The organism is Paenibacillus sp. J2R1T-4, assembly GCF_059692235.1.
Map to the genome: position 1 here is coordinate 261,204 of NZ_JCAUBA010000003.1, position 18,574 is coordinate 279,777.

Here is an 18,574-nt window from a genome sequence, read left to right on the forward strand (position 1 = left end):
CGGTGTAGAAATGGATATTTACAGTTCTTGTGTTCATTCGCTAATCATTGCCCTACCCAAAATAATGATAACTACATAAAAAAAAGCAACTTTGTTAATAGGGTCATGTTAATGTAGAATAAGTGAAATCAGTATAAGGCACTACGTCACCAGAAAGAGGGGCATCCTTCATTGAAATGGCCTACCTTAAACCGGCAAATGTTATTTTTCAAAATATTCATCAGCTTTCTAATTATCATTTTGCTGTTATCCACTTTTAATTTGCTATCCATCCATTTATTCGGCAAGGGTATACAAAAAGAAATCATTCAGTATAACCGTCTGATGCTGACCAATACAGCGGAACGTTATCAAACCCACTTCGAACGGATGAAGACCTTGCTGTTTGATCTTTATTCGGATGAGTACGTCGTAGCGTTCAACAGCCAAATTCTCAGAAAGAACCAAGCAGATATAGCGTACTCGACCGCGGCGGATCTGATGAAAAATCTCCGTTCCGAAGCGTACAATCCGATGTTTTACCTCCATAATGTGTTGATTTATTTCGACTCGCCTTCCATCGTATTTGAAAAAGAAGGAAGCGTCGATGCGGACATGATGTTCTCCCGATTCTATGTAAGCGAGGACTACCCTCTCTCATTCTGGAAGGACAACCTTCGTCAACCTAGCAATTACAAGCTGCACCCTGAACATACATTTAAAGTGTCCACTCTGAATTCTTCATTGGATGTCCAGCTCATCCCCTTCTCGTTCCGGATGCCTGCTTCCAATTATCAGGTGATTGCTTTGCTAGATGCTGATCGGCTTCGGGAAGCTTATTATGGCAAGGAGGACGACCGTCAGTTCATGATTCTGAAAGAAGATGGCTCGCTGTTGTATCGTTCGTCCAACCTGATGTCAGCAGCAGATATTCCTATATTTAATGAAGGAACCAACCATATCTTGTCCGGTGATTATTACTTTTTCAAGGAAACGGCTTCCGATACAAGTCTTACATACATAACAGCCGTCCCTTATTCCGACATCGAATCGAGGGTCAGGAACACTACACTTACACTGCTTCTGATCTCTGCTTTATCGATTATCATTGGCATCATTGCTTCTTTATTCTTCAGCCGCCACATCAATCGGCCTGTCAAAGATATGGTATCTTTGCTTTTACGCAGAGATTCGGGCAAGCTGAAAAGCACCATTCACGAGTTCGACGTGATCCATCAGAACATTCGGGATTTGATGCTGGAGAAGGAGGCCATCCACAAGGATCTGATCGACAAACGATCCCTTCTGACCAACTTTGGTTATATCAATAAATTGAAAGCTATTATGTCCAACATTAACGACTGGAAAGATATCGATGAAATGGACGAACCGTTCTTCATCGTGCTGTATCAGCTGCATTTCAAGACTCTATCGATTGAGAACAATCAGATGAACACCGACCGAATGGCTTATTATATTCTGGAGTATATCAATACCGTCATGAACGAGTATATTCCTAACACCCATACGTTTCAAATCGAAAATAACCAAATTTTGTCTCTTATCCGCGGTAGAAAAATCGGCTTAGACCTGGAACAGGCGCTCGAGATGCTAAAAAAGGTGTTAGACCGCGATAATGCTTATTTCCTGGTGACGATCGCCATCAGCCCTGATCATGAGCATTCTTCTGAATTTAACGATACCTATCGTGAAGTTCTGGAGATGGCGCAGCGAGCAAGGCCTATAAATGAAATACAAGTAATTCGGGAACGCCGCAATATTCCCCCTCAGCTGGTGTTCACCGTGTTGCAGGAGCAGGAGCTATATGCGAATTTACAAGCGGGAAACCATGCTTTCTGCACTTTATTCTTGAATCGGATGCTTGATCAGTTCGACAAAAAGGAAGCAAGCATCCAACAGCTGCGGCAGTTGGCCATTGGAATCATCGCAAGGGTAGTAAAAATATTGGTTCCATACGGAGTCGACGCGGAATCAACGATGCAGCAGCGCTATATGGAGCTCATGGAAGAATGCTATATGTTGGACCAGTTCAAACAGTTCTATGATCATCTGTTCTCCACAGCCGCTACAATCATCATAACGATCAAAGAAGAACAAGATCCTACGATTTCGTTCATCTTGCACTATTTAGAAAACCGTTATGCGGACGATCTGTCTCTTGACCTGCTTGCCAATAAGCTGAATTTATCCGTTGCCTACTTGTCTGTTTACATTAAAGAGAAAACCGGCACCAACTTCAGCGAGCACTTGAATGCCATCCGAATTCGCAAAGCGAAGGAGCTGCTTGCGGACGATAATCTCAATGTGCAAGAAATCAGTCTTCAGATCGGTTACCAGAACGTGACTTCTTTTATACGAATGTTCAAGAAAATAACCGGCGTCCCGCCAGGTGAATATCGGAAAACAAAACGTTTGTAAACAACATTAAAAAGTGTCTATTGCCAGACGCCTTGTTCAGAAGTAGGATAATCATGTTTTATACAATCTCGTATATCGCATGCCAAGAATGGGGGACGTTTCAATGGAGTGGACGATCAGTTACTCAGATTTGCTGTTATTGGGCAAGCCAGTGGAAGAAAATGTGGAAACCCTGATTAGTGAAGGAGCGAAGCATATCGAGCTTCTGCTGGACGGGGAGGCATGGGACGATTCGCAAGGCACTATGGACAGAGTAATCCCCTACCTCCTGAATGCCGGCGTCTCTTATTCCGTGCATCCACCGGCATGGGATACGAATCTGTCAAGTGAAAATCAAGCCATACGCGATGCTTCATTCGATGAATACCGCAAATCGATTCTGTTTGCCCACCGCATCGGTGCCAAGCATGTCGTGATTCATCCCGGCTTTTGCTTTTCGCCGGCTTTTAGTAAACAAACAGCGATCGCTCGTGCCGAAGATGCCGTAAACAGGTTATGCCGGATCGCTTCTCCGCTTGGGATTCAATTGGCTGTGGAGAATGTAGGTTATCACGGCAGTTCGCTTTTTACGGAGGATGAATATGTGAGGTTCGTCCAGCAGTTGGACGATGCGGCTGTCTATTTGGTAGACACGGGTCATGCTCACCTTAATGGTTGGAATATTCCAGCTCTGCTCCAGAAAGCAGCCCCCAGACTAGGATCCGTACACCTGCATGATAATTTCGGAAGCTCCGACGAGCATCTGCCCATCGGTAACGGCTCTATAGAATGGGGACCGATTTATGAAGTTCTGAGTTCGATGCGCGATTGCCAGATGATTCTGGAATACGCCCCTGGAACGGATCCTTCCAGACTTCGTTCTGATGCAGCTCTTCTTCTGCAGCGGCTCAATCGAAGGCCCTAGACGAATTCTGTGGGTACTGAATAAGAAAAACCGCTAGAGAGGATCACTCTAGCGGTCCTTGCGACCCGAGTTTAGTTGTGCGCGCGGGAGGGCAGGAAGGTGGGCTACGATTGCTGTTGTGCTAGGGTTCCCTTGATTATGATATTTAGAGGTAGGAACCCCACCACAAAGGCAACCACTTCGTTTCTCCGCTCCACCTCCCTGCCCTTCTATTCGACTTTGGATTAAAGAGTTACGTCTCTATATGCTCCGCCTCCAGTTTTGCTGGACGCACATCCTCAATTCTATACTCGTGGTTCGCCGCTTACATATAAGCCATGTTACTACTGTCTATTTGGGACATTTCATCACGTATGCACGAATTAGCCAACCTGACTATCCTCTATTTCCGCATTGTGAACCGATTAACTTCAAAAACAGGCCAATAATCAATAGTAAAACTTGCTATCCCAGAAAAAGCCGTCTTTTCCGCCCTAATAACCTATAAGAGCACTTGCTATCTGATCTAACAATCAAGCCATGCTGGCCAACATTTGCTCCGTCACCCTATACAAGAGAGTCTCGCCTTGCAAGTATCTCTCGCACTCGTCCACCGCATAGACACCCATGCGAGCTACTTCATTATTCATACTTCCCGCAATATGCGGGGTTAGAATCACATTGTCCAGCTTCAGAAACTCGCTGTCCGCCTGGACAGGCTCCGGGAATGTCACATCAAGCAAAGCGGTTCGCATAGGCTGATCACGCATCGCTTGGATCAGATCAGCTTCTACTACTTGGGCACCACGGCCTGTGTTGATAAACGTAGCATGCGGAAGCATACAGTTGAAATGCTCTTTGTTCAGAATGCCCACCGTTGTTGGCAAATTCGCCAGGTGATTGGAGATCGTCTCACAAGTGGAGAAAATATCAATCAAATCCGTCTTTTGTACACCAAGCTCCAATGCCCTCTCATCTGGAAGGTACGGATCGAATACTTTCACTTTGATGTTAAAGTTACGCAAAAGCTCGATTACTTTCCTGCCTATCATGCCTGCGCCTAGAATGCCCACCACATTGTTATAATTCCCGGTGTAGTGTTGGGTCAAAGCTCTAGACTGAGGATAATCGATTTTATACACCCTTGAGGCATGGAAGAATCCCTTGCTTGCTAGCATTATCTGAGCAACCGTATACTCTGCTACTGGAATGGCATTAGCTGCCCATGAGCTGACGACTTGAATATCTTGACTCAAATACGTTCTGGCGAAGGATTGAACCGACCCAGCACCGTAGAACACAATCTTCAGATTAGGCAAGTACTGTCTAACCTGTTCTTCTGTGAGCTGCGGAATCCCCCATGTGGAAAAAGCAATCTCTACGTCTCCGAGTGATTCTTGATAAAGCTCCACATTGCCCTCATTAATATGTAACGGATTCAGGTCGACTAATTCATTCAACCTCGCAATCGATTGTTCGTCAAAAACCTTGCTTATCATCGTATTGTTATCTTGAGCCAGGAATATCGCTTTCTTTTTCAATTTCCCTTCACCCCTATAAATCAATATAATCCATCCGAATCCCTCAGATGGATTATATGATACAGGAAGCCCAGATAAATTCCTAGTACTTAATACTTGCATTTCGTTTGCGAATTCTTCAAATTAATGCGATGCCGCGTGCTCCTCGTGATCCCCGCCCTCTGTGACTTCCAGCTTGTCGCCCCCCATGAAGAAAGCAGCAGCCAAGGCAAGAACAGCAGGAATGATGCCCCAAGCAAAGGTCTGCACAATGGAAGAGGACAACGCTTCGGTAATCTTGTCTAACACCGGTGCCGATATCGTTGCACGGGTCTCTGGTTGAAGCAATAAGTGCGGATCACTGAGTAAATCTCCTGAGGGCGCTTGATTGCCGGATCCCGCAAAGGTGTCTACCAATTTTCTGCTGAACACATGGCTCTGAATAATACCGAATACGGTAATTCCGATGGTCATGCCCAGCGAGCGCAAGAAATTGAGCGTGGAACTCGCTGACCCCCGTTGTCTTGCCGAGAAAGCATGTATAGCTGCATTGCTTAACACCGAGAAGGAAGCCCCAATGCCAAGACCGATTAGTACCATATAGATCGTAACGATCAACCGTGATGAATCTGTAGACAAAGTGGTTAGCAACGCTACTCCAATCACGAGTAAGAATAATGTAGGAATCATTATCGATCGGTACTTGATCTTCGTCATCAGGAATCCGCCCAATGTTGCGGTAACTACCGATGCCAGCATCATAGGCAGCAGCACAAGGCCGGAATTCGTAGCCGAGCCTCCGAGAACCCCCTGAATGAAGATCGGAATATAGATAGAAGCTGTAATGAACGCCGCTCCGCTGAACATGGCCATAAGGTTACTGGACGAATAAATCTTTTTCCTGAACATGGCATAGGAAATGATCGGCTCTGCCACCTTCGTCTCAGTGACGAGGAATATAATCGTAAGCACGACAAAGCCAGCAAACAATCCCAAGATGTTAATAGAATCCCAGGCATACTCCTTGCCCCCGAGCTCGAGTGCGAACATTAGGCAAACTACTGCGCCAACTAGCGTGAATGCACCAATCCAATCGATCTTTTGCTTGGAATGCTCATGTGTTTCTTTGTAGTAGAAAGCTATCATAATAAAGGCAACGATACCAATAGGCAAATTGATATAGAATACCCACTCCCAACCGATGTAGTCCGTAATATAAGCACCGAGCAAAGGCCCGAATATACTGGACATTCCGAATACCGCTCCGAATAACCCGCCTAACTTGCCTCGTTTCTCGAGGGGAACCGAATCGAACATGATTGTGAATGCAATCGGGATCAATGCGCCGCCGCCAATCCCTTGTATGGCTCGATATATACTAAGCTCGATGATGGTGTTAGCAGTTCCACACAGAATCGAGCCCAACATAAACACCAGAATTCCGAATATGAAGAACCGTTTACGCCCATACATATCGGATAATTTACCGAAGATCGGCATCCCTGCCATCTCGGCGACCATATAGGCTGAAGTAACCCAGACGAACTTGTCGAAGCCTCCCAGCTCCCCTACAATCGTGCCCATGGCCGTCGCTACGATCGTATTATCCATAGATGCCATCAGAATGCTCAGCAGCAATCCTGCAATAACGATACCGATATGGTTGTTTTTCGTTGTTGTTGCCATAACCTGATCTCCCTTATTTATGATTCATGTGGTTTTACTTCAAATTGACTCTAAGTACTCATTTCGTATCCTTCTGCGCCGCCCTCCCCAGATCAAGGAGCTTATTCATCGTGTTCCAATTACGCGTCGTTGCCGGCACGCCTACCTTAGCCTCGAGAAAATTGTTCGAGAATATCGATTCCCTGATACTTTTACGGGCATAAATATATACCTCTGTATCCGTGCAGTGGAAATCATCAACGTCACTTTTGCAAGCAAGCAATCGTTCCTTAGCGTCTGGGGTCGGTTCTTCCGCCAGTAGAGAGAAATAAATATTTTCCCCTTCCTTGAGCTCCGACGCATCGTAAGGACAGTCCGCGACAATACGCTCCATCTCCTCAATCGTTCTCAGGACAACGGTGACCTCGTAACCGAACACCGCCTCGATCTGCTTCTCTAGCTGATGGCGCAGCTTCTTCGCTTTATCCTTGGACAGGAATAGCACATTGCCGCTCTGAATGAACGTCTGCACGCGCTCGAATCCCATTTCCTCGAACATCTGCTTCAAATCCGCCATCTTGATCTTCTTATGTCCGCCTACATTAATACCTCTGAGTAGTGCTACATATAGACTCATCCTTCGAACCTCATCTCAATTTTAAATATAGGGCTGAACGCCTTGTTCAATCCATTCTTCACGTGTCGGCCCGTATACACCTGCAATGTTCAGTCCAGCTTGACGCATCAAGACCGACATTTGCCCACGGTGATGAATCTCGTGTTGGATTAACAATCGGAGTGACGCCCCGTTCGTCCATCCTTCGCCAAATGCAGGTACGCCTTGCAGCAAGTACTCATCGGTCCATTGGCTCTGCACGGCATGCCGTACAGCTTGGGACAACCGATTGTATTCTTGGGCTATCGTTGTTGCTGAAGCAGGCGCTAATTCCTCCCCTTTCATCTTGTCAAAAACAAGCTCCTCACCTGACATACTGCTAATGACCGACACCAAATGCCAAGCAATTTGCCCGAGTTTCCGGTGATTCGGTGTAATGGCTTGCTCTAGCGATGTATCCGTAAGCAGATCCATTAATTTCTGAGTGGCCTCTGATTCCTTGGTCCATTCGGTAACGAAATCTTGAATTTTGTAGATCATCTTCTGTTGTTCCTCCTTCATGCAAATGACAAGCTTCATCCAACATCAGCCTTCATCATACACAAGGATGACTGACAGAATTAGTCAGTGAAAATTAATTAAGTTCATTAAATTACGGTTACACGCCCGAGATCCGCGTTATACGCTTTCAGCAGCAAATAAGTCAGTTTATCCATAGTCGCACCGTCGAAGATCGCTTTTTTCACTTCACTTTTGAAGGAGCAGTGCTTGAATGTGGCATTGCAGAAGGAAGTTTTTTTGAGAGAGCTGTAGTCGAAGTTCGCTCCGTTAAAGGTCTGGTTGTCGAAGCAGATCCCGGATAAATCGGACCATTTGAATTGAACGTTGTCGAACACACAATTTTGGAAGGAGGCGCCCCTCAGACTCGACTTCGACATCAGTGCTCCTGTCAGGTTCACGTTTTGGAAGATCGCATTATCCAGATTACTGCATTTAAAAGAGCTGTTCGTCAAATCAGAGTAGCTGAAATTCGAGCCTTGCAAGTTACTATAGTTAAATTTACCGTCATGCACCGAAATGGAAGTGAAGTCTGTATTCTGTAAATTGCTTTTGGAGAAATCCATGCCGATGATTTGATGTAATTTCCGGGTGCTAGCGTTCATACCTTCGATAAGGTCTGAGATTTCACCAATGGAATCAATCGTTTTCTCATAGGCCTCCTCCTCATCATAGCCTTCCTTCCGCATGTCCGCATACTCCATGGGGATCAGTTAGCCAGTGATTGTATAGGTTATTGGAGCGGGGAAGACGACTTTTTCTGAGATAGCAAGTCCTACTATTGGTTATTAGCCAGGTTTTGAGGATAATCCGTTCACGATGCGGAAATAAGGGATAGTCGGATTGGCTACTTCGTGCGTAAGTGATGAAATGGCACAAATAGACAGTAGTAACATGGCTTATCTGTAAGCGGTGTGCTATTGAATTTATGACAGTATCGAGCGGGCTTGTCGGATCGTCTCGGCCACAATCTCCTCCGCATCCTGTCCGGAAGTCAGCAGTCTTGTACCTTGTCCCGCCCACAATGACATATAGTCCGTGTTATTCTGCCTTGCTGCGACATTCCTGATATCACGGGTCATTGTATTCTGCGTCGGAAAAGGAAGAGGGTGAGCGCCGCTTGCATCCCATTCCCTAATAAATCGATTACGCACTCCTCTTGCCGGTCGACCTGAGAAAGCTTTGGTTAAGACTGTGCTTTCTTCCGTACTTTCCAACAGAGCCTGCTTGTAGGAGACATGTGCTCCAGATTGGATGGCTGTCAGGAAACGTGTCCCCATCTGCACCCCTTGAGCTCCTAAGGCCAGGGCGGCGACAAGCCCGCGTCCATCCATAATGCCGCCAGCGGCAACGACCGGAATCTTCACTTGGTCAACGACTTGAGGCACCAATGCAAGTGTGCCGACGTTTGCGCCCATGGGGTGCCCGGAAATGTCGAACGTCCCTCGATGGCCGCCTGCTTCACTTCCTTGAGCAACAATCGCATCACAACCGGCCTGCTCAGCCAAGAGAGCTTCACGCACAGTAGTCACCATCGCTACAATTCGAATACCAGCCGATTTGGCTTGTCGCATCAGCGGTTCTGGAAGAACGCCAAATGCAGTACTGATGACGGACACCTTTTCTTCTACTAATACTGCAAACTGTTCCCGGAAATAATCCGGAGTGGTCACGAGCCCTTCTGCCGCTTGGGGAATTCCAAGCACGTCCCGCACCCGATTCAGCTCTCGTGCTGCTTCCGCGTTTCTGATATTAGGGTCAGCAGCCTGGGGCATAAAAAGATTTACCGCGAACGGTGCATTCGTCAGTTGACGAATCCCCTGGATCGCTTCCCGGATCGAAGCCGGCTCCATATAGGCGGCTCCCAATGTCCCGAGTCCCCCTGCGCGAGACACTGCTGCAACCAGATTGACCGTTGACGGCCCGCCTGCCATCCCGGCCAGGAAGATTGGATAACGAATTTGAAACAAACGACAAAGATCGGTTTCCAGCAGGATGCCCATCATTGTGTCCTCCTTTGTAGAATCTATCTCTATATCATACTTCTTAATGCAAAAAAAATCAGAATTTCTATATAAAGAAGTAAAAATTTGACGGGTAAAAGTCAACATCTATAGCATGATATAAGCGCTTTCATGGGATAATGAGTCGTTGTCATCGGACAACAAGCATTCATCCTGATAGTGGAGGAATATATGATGAACACACGAAAGACGAAGAAGCTCCTTCTGCTCCGCCAACTGCCAGCGTCGATAATAGCGGTCCTGATCGCTGTCTCCTGCTTCGGATATTCTGCTGCAGCGGCTGATATCCAGGTGGCGAACTTCAGCTTCGAGCAGGAATTGTTAGGTTGGACGAAAACAACCGACAAAGACAATGGCAACGACCAGGACGACAAGGACAGCAGCATTAGTGTTACAAGTGATCAAGCCAGTGACGGGGTACAGAGTGTACGAATTTACGATGCCAAAAAATCCCGTGCTTATGGTCTGGAAAGCGAAAGATTGGCGGCGGAAGCAGGCGTAACTTATGTGACATTCGCTGACGTTCGGGTGGAAAGCGGAGAGGCTGATTTGTATTTACGCTTCTACAACGGCAGCGGTGAGCTGCTGGATGAGGCTTATTCGACCGCAACGCCGAACGGGAACTGGGGAACCATTCGGGTGAGCAAGACTGCACCAACCGGAACAACCCATGCTTCGGTTCATCTCCACTCAAGCAAGAAAAACGAAGGCACAGCCTATTGGGACCATATACGCTTCACTAAAGATTATACGAATCTCGGCGTCCAAGTAGGCGGCGCTGCCCCGCTTGGCTCCACATTCGGTAATGGAGGCAATCAAGATAAAATTTACTCCGTTGTGACAGGAAATGCCAATGATCTACCGATTATGCAGGTGATCGACGCAGACACAGACAGCGTGACAACAGCCGTAACGCTTCCGGGGGCGAGCGCCAAACCGACTGGTGTCTGGGCTGCCGCAACCGCAACAGACGGAACCGTCTACCTGGGTGCCTACGCGAACGGAAGAATGTACAAATATGTACCCGGAGAAACGAACATGACAGATCTCGGTCAAGCGATTGCGAACGAATCTTACGTCTATGATCTCGCGACGGGCAGGAATGGTAAAGTATACGGCGGAACCTACGGCCACGCAGGCTTTTTCCAATACGATCCTGCCAGCGGCTTCTCCCAGATCGGCAGCAAACCGATATATCAGCCGCCTGGGCGCAACATCACTTATGTCAGAGCATTAGCTCACGACGCCGTTCACGATGTATCCTATCTGGCTGTTGGCGTAAACGCATCAATCGTCCGATATGACCATGCGACCGGAACCAAGACGGATATATTGCCGGCGGCATATTCCAAAATTACGTTGGCCGGAGCGGTTGAATATGAAGGGGATCGCGTATTCGTTTCGATCGGAGGTTACGTGGTCGTCCTCCATGTCGAGGTACAACCGGATGGTTCAGTTGTTACGACCGAAGAGGCCGCGATTACCGGTACAACTCCAAGGGTATCGCCTGAACGCGATGGCAGCGTCTACTTAATCCAAGGCGGCAAATTGGCCCGATACGACATTGCATCCAAAACCGTAGTACCACTCGGACTTACGGTACCTGGACGCGTTCAGCGTTTCGGTTGGGTCACGCTTGAGGATCAGGTGAACTATCCTGGCGAGACTCTTATCGCCCTTTGCTCCACGAACAACGAAACGTTTTTGATGAAATATAACCCTAATAATGCATCATTCCGTATGGCGCATGTGGAAGGCTCTCCGCGCATACCTGGAGCGATTAACAGTATCGCAACTGGCCCGGACGGCAACATCTATACTAGCGCTTATTTGACCGGCAATCTAGGCATATATCGTCCTTTCCGCGGAGACGCGAACGATAAGCAGCCCGAGTACGTATATGCCCCGATCACGCAGATTGACAAAATGGCCTCATTCAACGGCAAGTTGTATTTGGCTGTTTATCCCGGAGGACATCTGCATGAATATGATCCTGATCAGCCTTGGCTACCTGGCGTCAACCCGAAGCTGCGGATCAGCACGACGGGATATGATCAAGATCGCCCCAAAGCGATTGCCTATGGAGACAATAAAGTGTTCATGGGAACGACCGGGAAAACCGGAGCGAGAGAAGGAGCATTATCCGTCTTCGATTACGTGACTGGTACAACAACCGTGCACAAGAACATTATCGCGGACCAGAGTATCGTCGCGCTCGCCTATTATAATGGCAAGCTGTACGGCGGTTCGACCATTCGCGGCGGATTAGAGAGTACGCCGTCGCAAACAGAGGCGAAGCTGTTCGTGTACGATCCGGCATCCGGAACCAAAACAGACGAGTACAGCTTGCCTCTTACTGCTAGCGGCAAGAAGCTGACTGCCATTACGGAGCTGGAGTTGGTTGACGGCAAACTGTGGGGCTTCGCCGAAGGTTATTTGTTCGTATTCAATCCTGAGACTAACACGTTCGAATATGTGGAACAGAAATTTGCCGATGTTAGTTACTCCGGCGGAACATATCGAGATGCGGATCTCGTCGCGGTCCAGAAGGACCCGAATTCCCTGTATGGAACGATCGGCAACAAGTATTTATTCAAGATCAATAAATCAGATAAGGTGGTCACGATTCTACAGTCTAACGGAGCTGACATGCTGACGGCAGACGAAGACGGCAATCTGTACTATAAACATAACGATACCGAGCTCTGGCGTTATTCCTTTTAATGAGATTGAAAAACGGATCTTCTCTGAAGAGAGAGGTCCGTTTTTTTTGCGGCTTTCGGCCGACCTGCACGGAATCGTTTTATGATACAATGTTGACAAATGATCAGGCGGGTGACGATATGACCTATTCTCCTGTATACCAAGATGTTTTGACTCATAATCAATACGGAAAAAGCCGGCTTCCGATCTTCATCATGGAAAAGTATATGCAGTATAATTACCCGCTTCACCACCATAATTTTGCAGAATTAAGTCTGGTTCTGGCTGGAACCGGAACGGAAATATTAAATGGCAAGCCTCACCGGTTCAAGCGTGGAACCGTATCCTTCCTGCTGCCCCATCACATTCATGAAATTCAACTCGACCAGCCTAATGTCCATAAATACAACTGTATGTTCGACGTCCAACTGCTGTTTTCCAGCCCGTCCGATCGTGAGCTTGCGAATACCTTACTCCAAACCGGTAAAGAAATACCTTCCCATTATGATTTGGATGAAGAACAAACCGTCATTATGGAACAAACATTCATCTCTATGAAACAGGAATATGAAAGCGAACAATTCGGGCAGGATACCGTCTTGCGGTCCAAACTCCTCGAAGCGTTCGTTTATTTGGTTCGAACAAGCCGTCCAGCCGCACCCAAAACTCCGCTCACACTACGGTCTAAGGATAAAGCATTAGAGCTGCTGCAATTTTTGCATCTTCATTTCCAAGAGGAAATTACGCTTAAGCAACTAGCCGACGAGTTCAATTTGAACCCATCCTACATCAGCCGCATATTCAAACAGCACGTGGGAAAAACACTAACAGATTACCTCCACTCTTTAAGGGTAGGTATGGCTACCAGTTTGCTGGCGACTACAACAATGAGTATCGTTGACATTACGTTCGAAGTAGGTTTTGAGCATGCACGAACATTTACAAGAGTGTTCAAGGAACTGCAAGGGATTACGCCAACACAATACCGTGAATTGCATCTTCAGCAGTATTTGCAACAGCATTAACGTCCGACTACGGAACGGATCAACCATTCGTTGGTAAGAATGTTCTGTATACTTAATCTCTCCCTTTTACCGCCATAGCTTTAGTGTATGATAGTAATTAATTATTATCTTTTTTGAGCACACGTCCCTCTAGGCGGTGAAGCCTGGAGTTTTTTGTTTTTCCCAAGACCCCACTATGTATGTCATTCATTAACCACGAACTTGTTGGTTTCGTCAGGAGGTTTAATAGTTGTCGCCGCACAAGCCATTATCGATGTCCTGGTTGCTTCGCTACCTTATTCCCGTCAAAGGGCGAATGTTCATCCTATTGATGCTGCTGTTAACCACAACCGCATTCCAACTCATCAATCCGCAGATCGTCCAACGCTTCATTGATACAGCTTCTGCTAAAGGAGCCGTCACGAGTCTGCTGGGTCTTGCCGGTTGGTACCTTGCCATTGCTGTCTGCAACCAAATCATCACAGTGTCGCTCAGTTACATCGGGAACGATGTGGCTTGGCGGGCTACCAATAAGCTTCGAGCAGATTTACTCCAACACTGCCTTCGGTTGGATATGCGTTTTCATAATCTCAAAACACCTGGTGAAATGATTGAGCGCATTGATGGGGACGTCAATAACATGTCGAATTTTTTTGCCATGTTCATCGTCCAGATTGTAGGCAGCTTCATTCTTCTAGCAGGGATTCTCGGATTCATGTTTGCTACCAACTGGCCCATTGCCACTGTCATGACGCTGTTTACCTTGATTTCTATAGGTGTCATGATCATCATTCGCAACCTGGGCGTAGCTACCTCACAGGCAGAACGCGGAGCGAGCGCTGCCTTATACGGCCTTATTGAAGAACGGATTGCAGGCATAGAAGATGTGCAGACGAACGGAAGTGTCCCGTATGTCATGAACCGATTCCATCGCGCCATGCGCACCGTATTCCAAAGAGGTCTCAGAGCATGGATGCTTCGAGTGGTTCCATGGAACACAACTGTGATCTTATTCACCATTGCTGTAACGGTGGTTTTACTGATGGGCGTTCACTTGTACCTGATCGGTCAGGTAACTCTTGGCACCCTGTATCTCCTGTTCCAGTACACCCAAATGTTGAACGAACCCATAGAACAGCTAGGCAATCAGATGCAAGAATTCCAAAGAGCAAAGTCCGGCATGCGCCGTGCCCATGAAATTCTCTCCCTGCGGAGTGAGGTTGTTGAGGGGAAGGAAGAGGCGCTTCCCGACGGAGCTCTCGGCGTGGAATTCGAGCATGTGAATTTCAGTTATAACAAAGGGAAGCTCGTGCTTCACGACGTCCACTTCACGCTGCAGCCTGGAGAAAGACTGGGCATTGTAGGGCGTACCGGCAGCGGCAAGTCCAGCATCAGCCGACTATTGCTCCGTTTATATAACATCGACAGCGGCACCATTCGGGTCGGCGGCGTGGATATTCGGACATTCCGGTTAGAAGCCCTTTATCGTCGAGTAGGGATGGTCACGCAGGATGTGCAATTATTCGATGGAACGCTCCGAGATAATCTCACTCTGTTCGACAACCGAATATCGGATAAGGAGATACTAGCAACCACTGAGAGACTAGGAATGCGACCATGGATTGACGGTCAACCGCAGGGATTAGATACTCATTTGTCATCGGGAGGAGCATCGCTTTCTGCCGGAGAGGCACAGCTGTTTGCTCTGACGCGAGTCTTCCTGACACGACCTAGCCTCGTCATATTAGATGAACCTTCCTCGCGGCTTGATGCAGCCACCGAAGCCAACCTACATGCAGCTGTCGACCAACTGATGGAACGCTGCACCGGGGTTGTGATTGCACACCGCTTGTCGACCCTCGAAAAAGTAGACAAAATCATGGTTCTCGGTGATGGACGTATTCTGGAGTTTGGTTCAAGGGAGAGCTTGTCACAGGATCCGTCATCTCGCTATGCGGAGCTTCTTAGAACGGATAGACAGGAGGAATTAGCATGACCGTAAGCCGTTTTATTGTGCGTTTAATGCAATTTCGCCTGTCTCTCTTTCTTATAAACGGACTATTATGGGGAGTCTTCCATTCTATGCCGGTACTTATTGGACTCGGTATGCAGTGGTTCTTTGATCGTGCTGCCAATCAATCCCACAATTACCTCTGGCTAGCGATCCCCCTTCTGGCTGTTGCCCTTGTCAGGATAACTAGGGTAGGGATGTTTTTCATCGCATTTTACAAATGGGTCACGTATTTCTATCACATCCAGGCCATCCTGCGTACCAACCTGCTTGCAGGCATCATGCGTTGGCCTGGCCGTAACCTTCCAGCATCTCCTGGTGAAGCCATGAGCCGATTTCGGGAAGACGTGGATGAGGTTGTAGAATATGTGGAATCATGGGTAGACTTCTGGGGGCGTTTGGCGTTTGCCGTTATTTCCATCGTCATTATGGCTCGAATTAATTGGCAAATAACCGCTGTCGCTATTCTCCCCCTTCTGATCATCACCCTGTTAAACAACCTGTCGGGCAATCGGGCGAGGCGATACAGTCAGTTAAACCGTGAAGCAACTGGAAGGATTACAGGATTTATTGCAGAAACCTTTGGCGCGATCCAAGCTATTAAGCTAGGGCAAGCGGAGGAGAATGTTCGATCCCGGTTTTTAAAGCTGAATGAAGCTCGCAGGCAAGCAGCCCTCAAAGATAATCTGTTCAAACAATTAATGAGGTCGTTGAATCAGCATGTCTTAAATATATGTACAGGTGTCATTCTACTGATGAGCGCTTCTCAGATGCAGACAGGACAGTTCACCGTTGGCAACTTTGCGCTTTTTACGTCGTATCTGGCTACCTTTGCTTCCAGTATCTCGCTGTTCGGTTATATGGTATTCCAACATAAGCGATTGCGAGTATCACTCGACCGGATGCAGGTTCTGTTACGCCCGAACGAGAAAGATCGCATTGTGGAACACAGTGAGATCCACCTTTTCAGCGACCCGCCGGATGTAGCAGCTTCTGACAAGAACGTGGACGAACAACTGCGAACCCTTGAGGTGAAAGGCCTCTCTTATTTGTATCCCAATTCCGTTAACGGGGTTACGGATGTCAGCTTCCGTCTAGAACGCGGGAAATTCCTGGTCATCACCGGGAGAATCGGTTCGGGTAAATCGACCCTTGTGCGAACGCTCTTGGGACTCTTACCCCTAAGGAGCGGGACCATCCATTGGAACGGGAATCTGGTCCACGATCCAGCCGCATTCCTGGTGCCCCCAAGAACAGCCTATACTCCACAGGTGCCGCGTCTGTTCAGCGATCCGCTCCGGGAGAACATCATTCAAGGCAGTCAAGCTAGTCCGGCCAAGATCGACCGCGCGGTTCGATTAGCCGTTATGGAAAAAGATATTCAAGACCTCGAGCATGGGTTAGATACTTTTGTTGGCCCGAGGGGTGTCATGTTGTCTGGCGGTCAAATTCAACGCGCAGCCACCGCTCGAATGATCATGACCCATTCGGACCTCTTAATCTTTGATGATTTATCCAGTGCGCTCGACGTAGAAACGGAGAAGTTGCTGTGGGAGCGGCTGTTCAAGGAAAGCGACGTCACATGTATCGCCGTATCTCATCGCAGAGCGGCACTGGCGCAAGCGGATCATATTATTGTGATAAAGGACGGTCGGGTTGAAGCAGAGGGTACTCTGTCCGAGCTGCTGGCAACTAGTACAGAGATGCAGCTGTTGTGGCAAGGGGAAGAGTCTCCGGCGGAGGAACAATTGGAGCGGATGGCCTAATAGCATTCAAGATTTTGACTAGGTTATACTGCTGAATTTATACACGTATAAGGGAAACCTGCGGGTCCACCAAACTTTCTGATCGCCAACAACCTCTGGAGAATATCTCCAGAGGTTGAGTTCGTTAAGATCGGCGCACGAGTTAGGTATTCCTCCATAAAAGCTCGTGTGCTCACATTGCTTCAAAAATTTTGTGTTCGCGACTCTCCATTAACTGCAAAAGCTGCAGTTAATCCTCAGGGATTCGGGCCTTTTACCAACTTATCTGCATTTCGTACAGTTAAATTTATGGTATCCGGCTCATCTCGATATAAGTCTACTAAATTAGCTGCAGGTTCTACAGTTATAATTCAAATACACTGCAATTGTGTGAAATTAACTGCAGGTTTTGCAGTTACCTTCTCGTGTTGTTTAGCTAGATAACTGTATCTGCACCCTTTTCCTTCCATAGTCAACATTTCCCGTATCAAGTCCTATTTTGCTCCAGTGAGTAACGTTTTGTTGTCAACGTGCAGCAATATAATCAGGTCTAGGCTTCTGCCCGGAGAAGGGCTCGATCAATTGGTTCTGCACGCTATTATATACAATAAATACGTTGCTCCGCGGGTAAGGCGTGATGTTGCTATTCGAGCCGTGCATCAGGTTGCAATCGAACAGCAGGATCGAGCCCGCCTTCCCGATTGGTGCCACGATGCCTCCATCCGCAACGAGCTGCTTAAGGCTTTCCTGATCCGGAACGCCGTATTCTTGACGGCGCAGCGAAGACTTGTAGTGCTCCTCAGGCGCCTCTCCCACGCAAGAGACGAATGTGCGATGTGAACCTGGCACCACCATCAAAGGCCCATTGTCCGCATAATTATCCTCCAAGGAGATGGAGCAGCTGAGCGCCCTCATACCTGGCATCCCATCCTCCACATGCCATGTTTCGAAATCGGAATGCCAATAAAATTCTTTGCCCGTGAAGCCTTGCTTGAAGTTGATCCGTGACTGATGAATGTAAACATCGCTTCCGAGAATTTGCTTAACGACGTCAAGAATACGCGGATGCTTTGCCATTTGCTCAAATTCCGCATGGTCCCGATGCACAGCAAAGATGGAACGGATCTCATTGTTTCCTGGCTCTCGAATCACCTCCGGCTTACTGAGACCCTTACTTTCCTCGAATAGATCCGCCAGCTCCTTTTTCCACGCCGCCACTTGATCTTCCTTGAAAAAAGACTCCAGAAACAAATAGCCGTTCTTTTCATAGAAGTTAAGCTGCTCTGCGCTAATCTCGGATTGATTAAGAGCAGGGTTATACACAACTGGATCCTGACGATCCAATAACCGAGGCTCCGGATGAACCCTGGATGGATAAAGATCTTGGTCCTTCGTCTTCATAAGTTGTTACTCCTCTCTCTCATCAC

Annotated in this window: 13 protein-coding genes; 6 read left to right on the forward strand and 7 right to left on the reverse strand. The window is 47.6% G+C overall.

The annotated features are described in order from the left end of the window. Window positions 1-171 precede the first annotated feature (171 nt). Together AC58QD_RS07990 and AC58QD_RS07995 are read left to right on the forward strand one after the other, a co-directional pair. Entirely contained in the window at window positions 172-2,418 is a 2,247-nt protein-coding gene (locus tag AC58QD_RS07990; protein ID WP_497331827.1) for a helix-turn-helix domain-containing protein, read from the forward strand. Between the two features lie 103 nt (window positions 2,419-2,521). Then, window positions 2,522-3,322, forward strand: coding sequence for a sugar phosphate isomerase/epimerase family protein (locus AC58QD_RS07995; RefSeq protein WP_497331829.1), 801 nt, complete (start codon window positions 2,522-2,524; stop codon window positions 3,320-3,322). A 512-nt stretch (window positions 3,323-3,834) separates the two neighbouring features. On the opposite strand, the gene AC58QD_RS08000 is transcribed toward AC58QD_RS07995, so the two are convergent. From AC58QD_RS08000 to AC58QD_RS08025, 6 genes are all read right to left on the reverse strand, one after another. Next, window positions 3,835-4,842 (reverse strand): hydroxyacid dehydrogenase, encoded by a 1,008-nt coding sequence (locus AC58QD_RS08000; RefSeq protein WP_497331831.1) that lies wholly within the window; start codon window positions 4,840-4,842, stop codon window positions 3,835-3,837. A gap of 123 nt (window positions 4,843-4,965) precedes the next feature. After that, window positions 4,966-6,507: an MDR family MFS transporter gene (locus AC58QD_RS08005; protein ID WP_497331833.1), complete on the reverse strand. Its 1,542-nt coding sequence runs from the start codon at window positions 6,505-6,507 to the stop codon at window positions 4,966-4,968. 58 nt (window positions 6,508-6,565) lie between these two features. Further along, complete coding sequence (locus tag AC58QD_RS08010; RefSeq protein ID WP_497331835.1) at window positions 6,566-7,123, reverse strand: DUF1697 domain-containing protein; 558 nt, start codon at window positions 7,121-7,123, stop codon at window positions 6,566-6,568. 21 nt (window positions 7,124-7,144) lie between these two features. After that, window positions 7,145-7,642, reverse strand: coding sequence for a DinB family protein (locus AC58QD_RS08015; RefSeq protein ID WP_497331837.1), 498 nt, complete (start codon window positions 7,640-7,642; stop codon window positions 7,145-7,147). 107 nt (window positions 7,643-7,749) lie between these two features. After that, window positions 7,750-8,349: a pentapeptide repeat-containing protein gene (locus AC58QD_RS08020; protein WP_497331839.1), complete on the reverse strand. Its 600-nt coding sequence runs from the start codon at window positions 8,347-8,349 to the stop codon at window positions 7,750-7,752. Between the two features lie 237 nt (window positions 8,350-8,586). Continuing rightward, window positions 8,587-9,663 (reverse strand): NAD(P)H-dependent flavin oxidoreductase, encoded by a 1,077-nt coding sequence (locus AC58QD_RS08025; RefSeq protein WP_497332170.1) that lies wholly within the window; start codon window positions 9,661-9,663, stop codon window positions 8,587-8,589. A 192-nt stretch (window positions 9,664-9,855) separates the two neighbouring features. On the opposite strand from AC58QD_RS08025, the gene AC58QD_RS08030 reads away from it, so the two are divergent. The 4 genes from AC58QD_RS08030 to AC58QD_RS08045 all read left to right on the forward strand — a co-directional run bounded on the left by AC58QD_RS08030 (window position 9,856) and on the right by AC58QD_RS08045 (window position 17,168). Beyond that, window positions 9,856-12,408 carry a hypothetical protein gene (locus AC58QD_RS08030; protein WP_497331841.1) on the forward strand — a complete coding sequence of 851 codons (2,553 nt, stop codon included), beginning with the start codon at window positions 9,856-9,858 and terminating at the stop codon, window positions 12,406-12,408. Window positions 12,409-12,527: 119 nt separating this feature from the next. Then, entirely contained in the window at window positions 12,528-13,412 is an 885-nt protein-coding gene (locus AC58QD_RS08035; RefSeq protein WP_497331843.1) for an AraC family transcriptional regulator, read from the forward strand. A 229-nt stretch (window positions 13,413-13,641) separates the two neighbouring features. Then, window positions 13,642-15,387: an ABC transporter ATP-binding protein gene (locus AC58QD_RS08040; RefSeq protein ID WP_497331845.1), complete on the forward strand. Its 1,746-nt coding sequence runs from the start codon at window positions 13,642-13,644 to the stop codon at window positions 15,385-15,387. Further along, window positions 15,384-17,168 carry an ABC transporter ATP-binding protein gene (locus AC58QD_RS08045; RefSeq protein WP_497331847.1) on the forward strand — a complete coding sequence of 595 codons (1,785 nt, stop codon included), beginning with the start codon at window positions 15,384-15,386 and terminating at the stop codon, window positions 17,166-17,168. The genes AC58QD_RS08040 and AC58QD_RS08045 overlap by 4 nt, the downstream gene beginning before the upstream one ends. 504 nt (window positions 17,169-17,672) lie before the next feature. Here AC58QD_RS08045 and thpD read toward each other — a convergent pair. Then, on the reverse strand, window positions 17,673-18,548 hold the full coding sequence (thpD, locus tag AC58QD_RS08050; RefSeq protein ID WP_497331849.1) for an ectoine hydroxylase: 876 nt from the start codon (window positions 18,546-18,548) through the stop codon (window positions 17,673-17,675). Window positions 18,549-18,574 lie beyond the last annotated feature (26 nt).

Excerpts from the sequence above, each read along its gene's own strand:
- AC58QD_RS07995 (WP_497331829.1), top strand. The coding sequence starts at position 2,522 with ATGGAGTGGACGATCAGTTACTCAGATTTGCTGTTATTGGGCAAGCCA.
- AC58QD_RS08005 (WP_497331833.1), bottom strand. The coding sequence starts at position 6,507 with ATGGCAACAACAACGAAAAACAACCATATCGGTATCGTTATTGCAGGA.
- AC58QD_RS08010 (WP_497331835.1), bottom strand. The coding sequence starts at position 7,123 with ATGAGTCTATATGTAGCACTACTCAGAGGTATTAATGTAGGCGGACAT.
- AC58QD_RS08015 (WP_497331837.1), bottom strand. The coding sequence starts at position 7,642 with ATGATCTACAAAATTCAAGATTTCGTTACCGAATGGACCAAGGAATCA.
- AC58QD_RS08020 (WP_497331839.1), bottom strand. The coding sequence starts at position 8,349 with ATGCGGAAGGAAGGCTATGATGAGGAGGAGGCCTATGAGAAAACGATT.
- AC58QD_RS08025 (WP_497332170.1), bottom strand. The coding sequence starts at position 9,663 with ATGGGCATCCTGCTGGAAACCGATCTTTGTCGTTTGTTTCAAATTCGT.
- AC58QD_RS08030 (WP_497331841.1), top strand. The coding sequence starts at position 9,856 with ATGATGAACACACGAAAGACGAAGAAGCTCCTTCTGCTCCGCCAACTG.
- AC58QD_RS08035 (WP_497331843.1), top strand. The coding sequence starts at position 12,528 with ATGACCTATTCTCCTGTATACCAAGATGTTTTGACTCATAATCAATAC.
- AC58QD_RS08045 (WP_497331847.1), top strand. The coding sequence starts at position 15,384 with ATGACCGTAAGCCGTTTTATTGTGCGTTTAATGCAATTTCGCCTGTCT.
- thpD (WP_497331849.1), bottom strand. The coding sequence starts at position 18,548 with ATGAAGACGAAGGACCAAGATCTTTATCCATCCAGGGTTCATCCGGAG.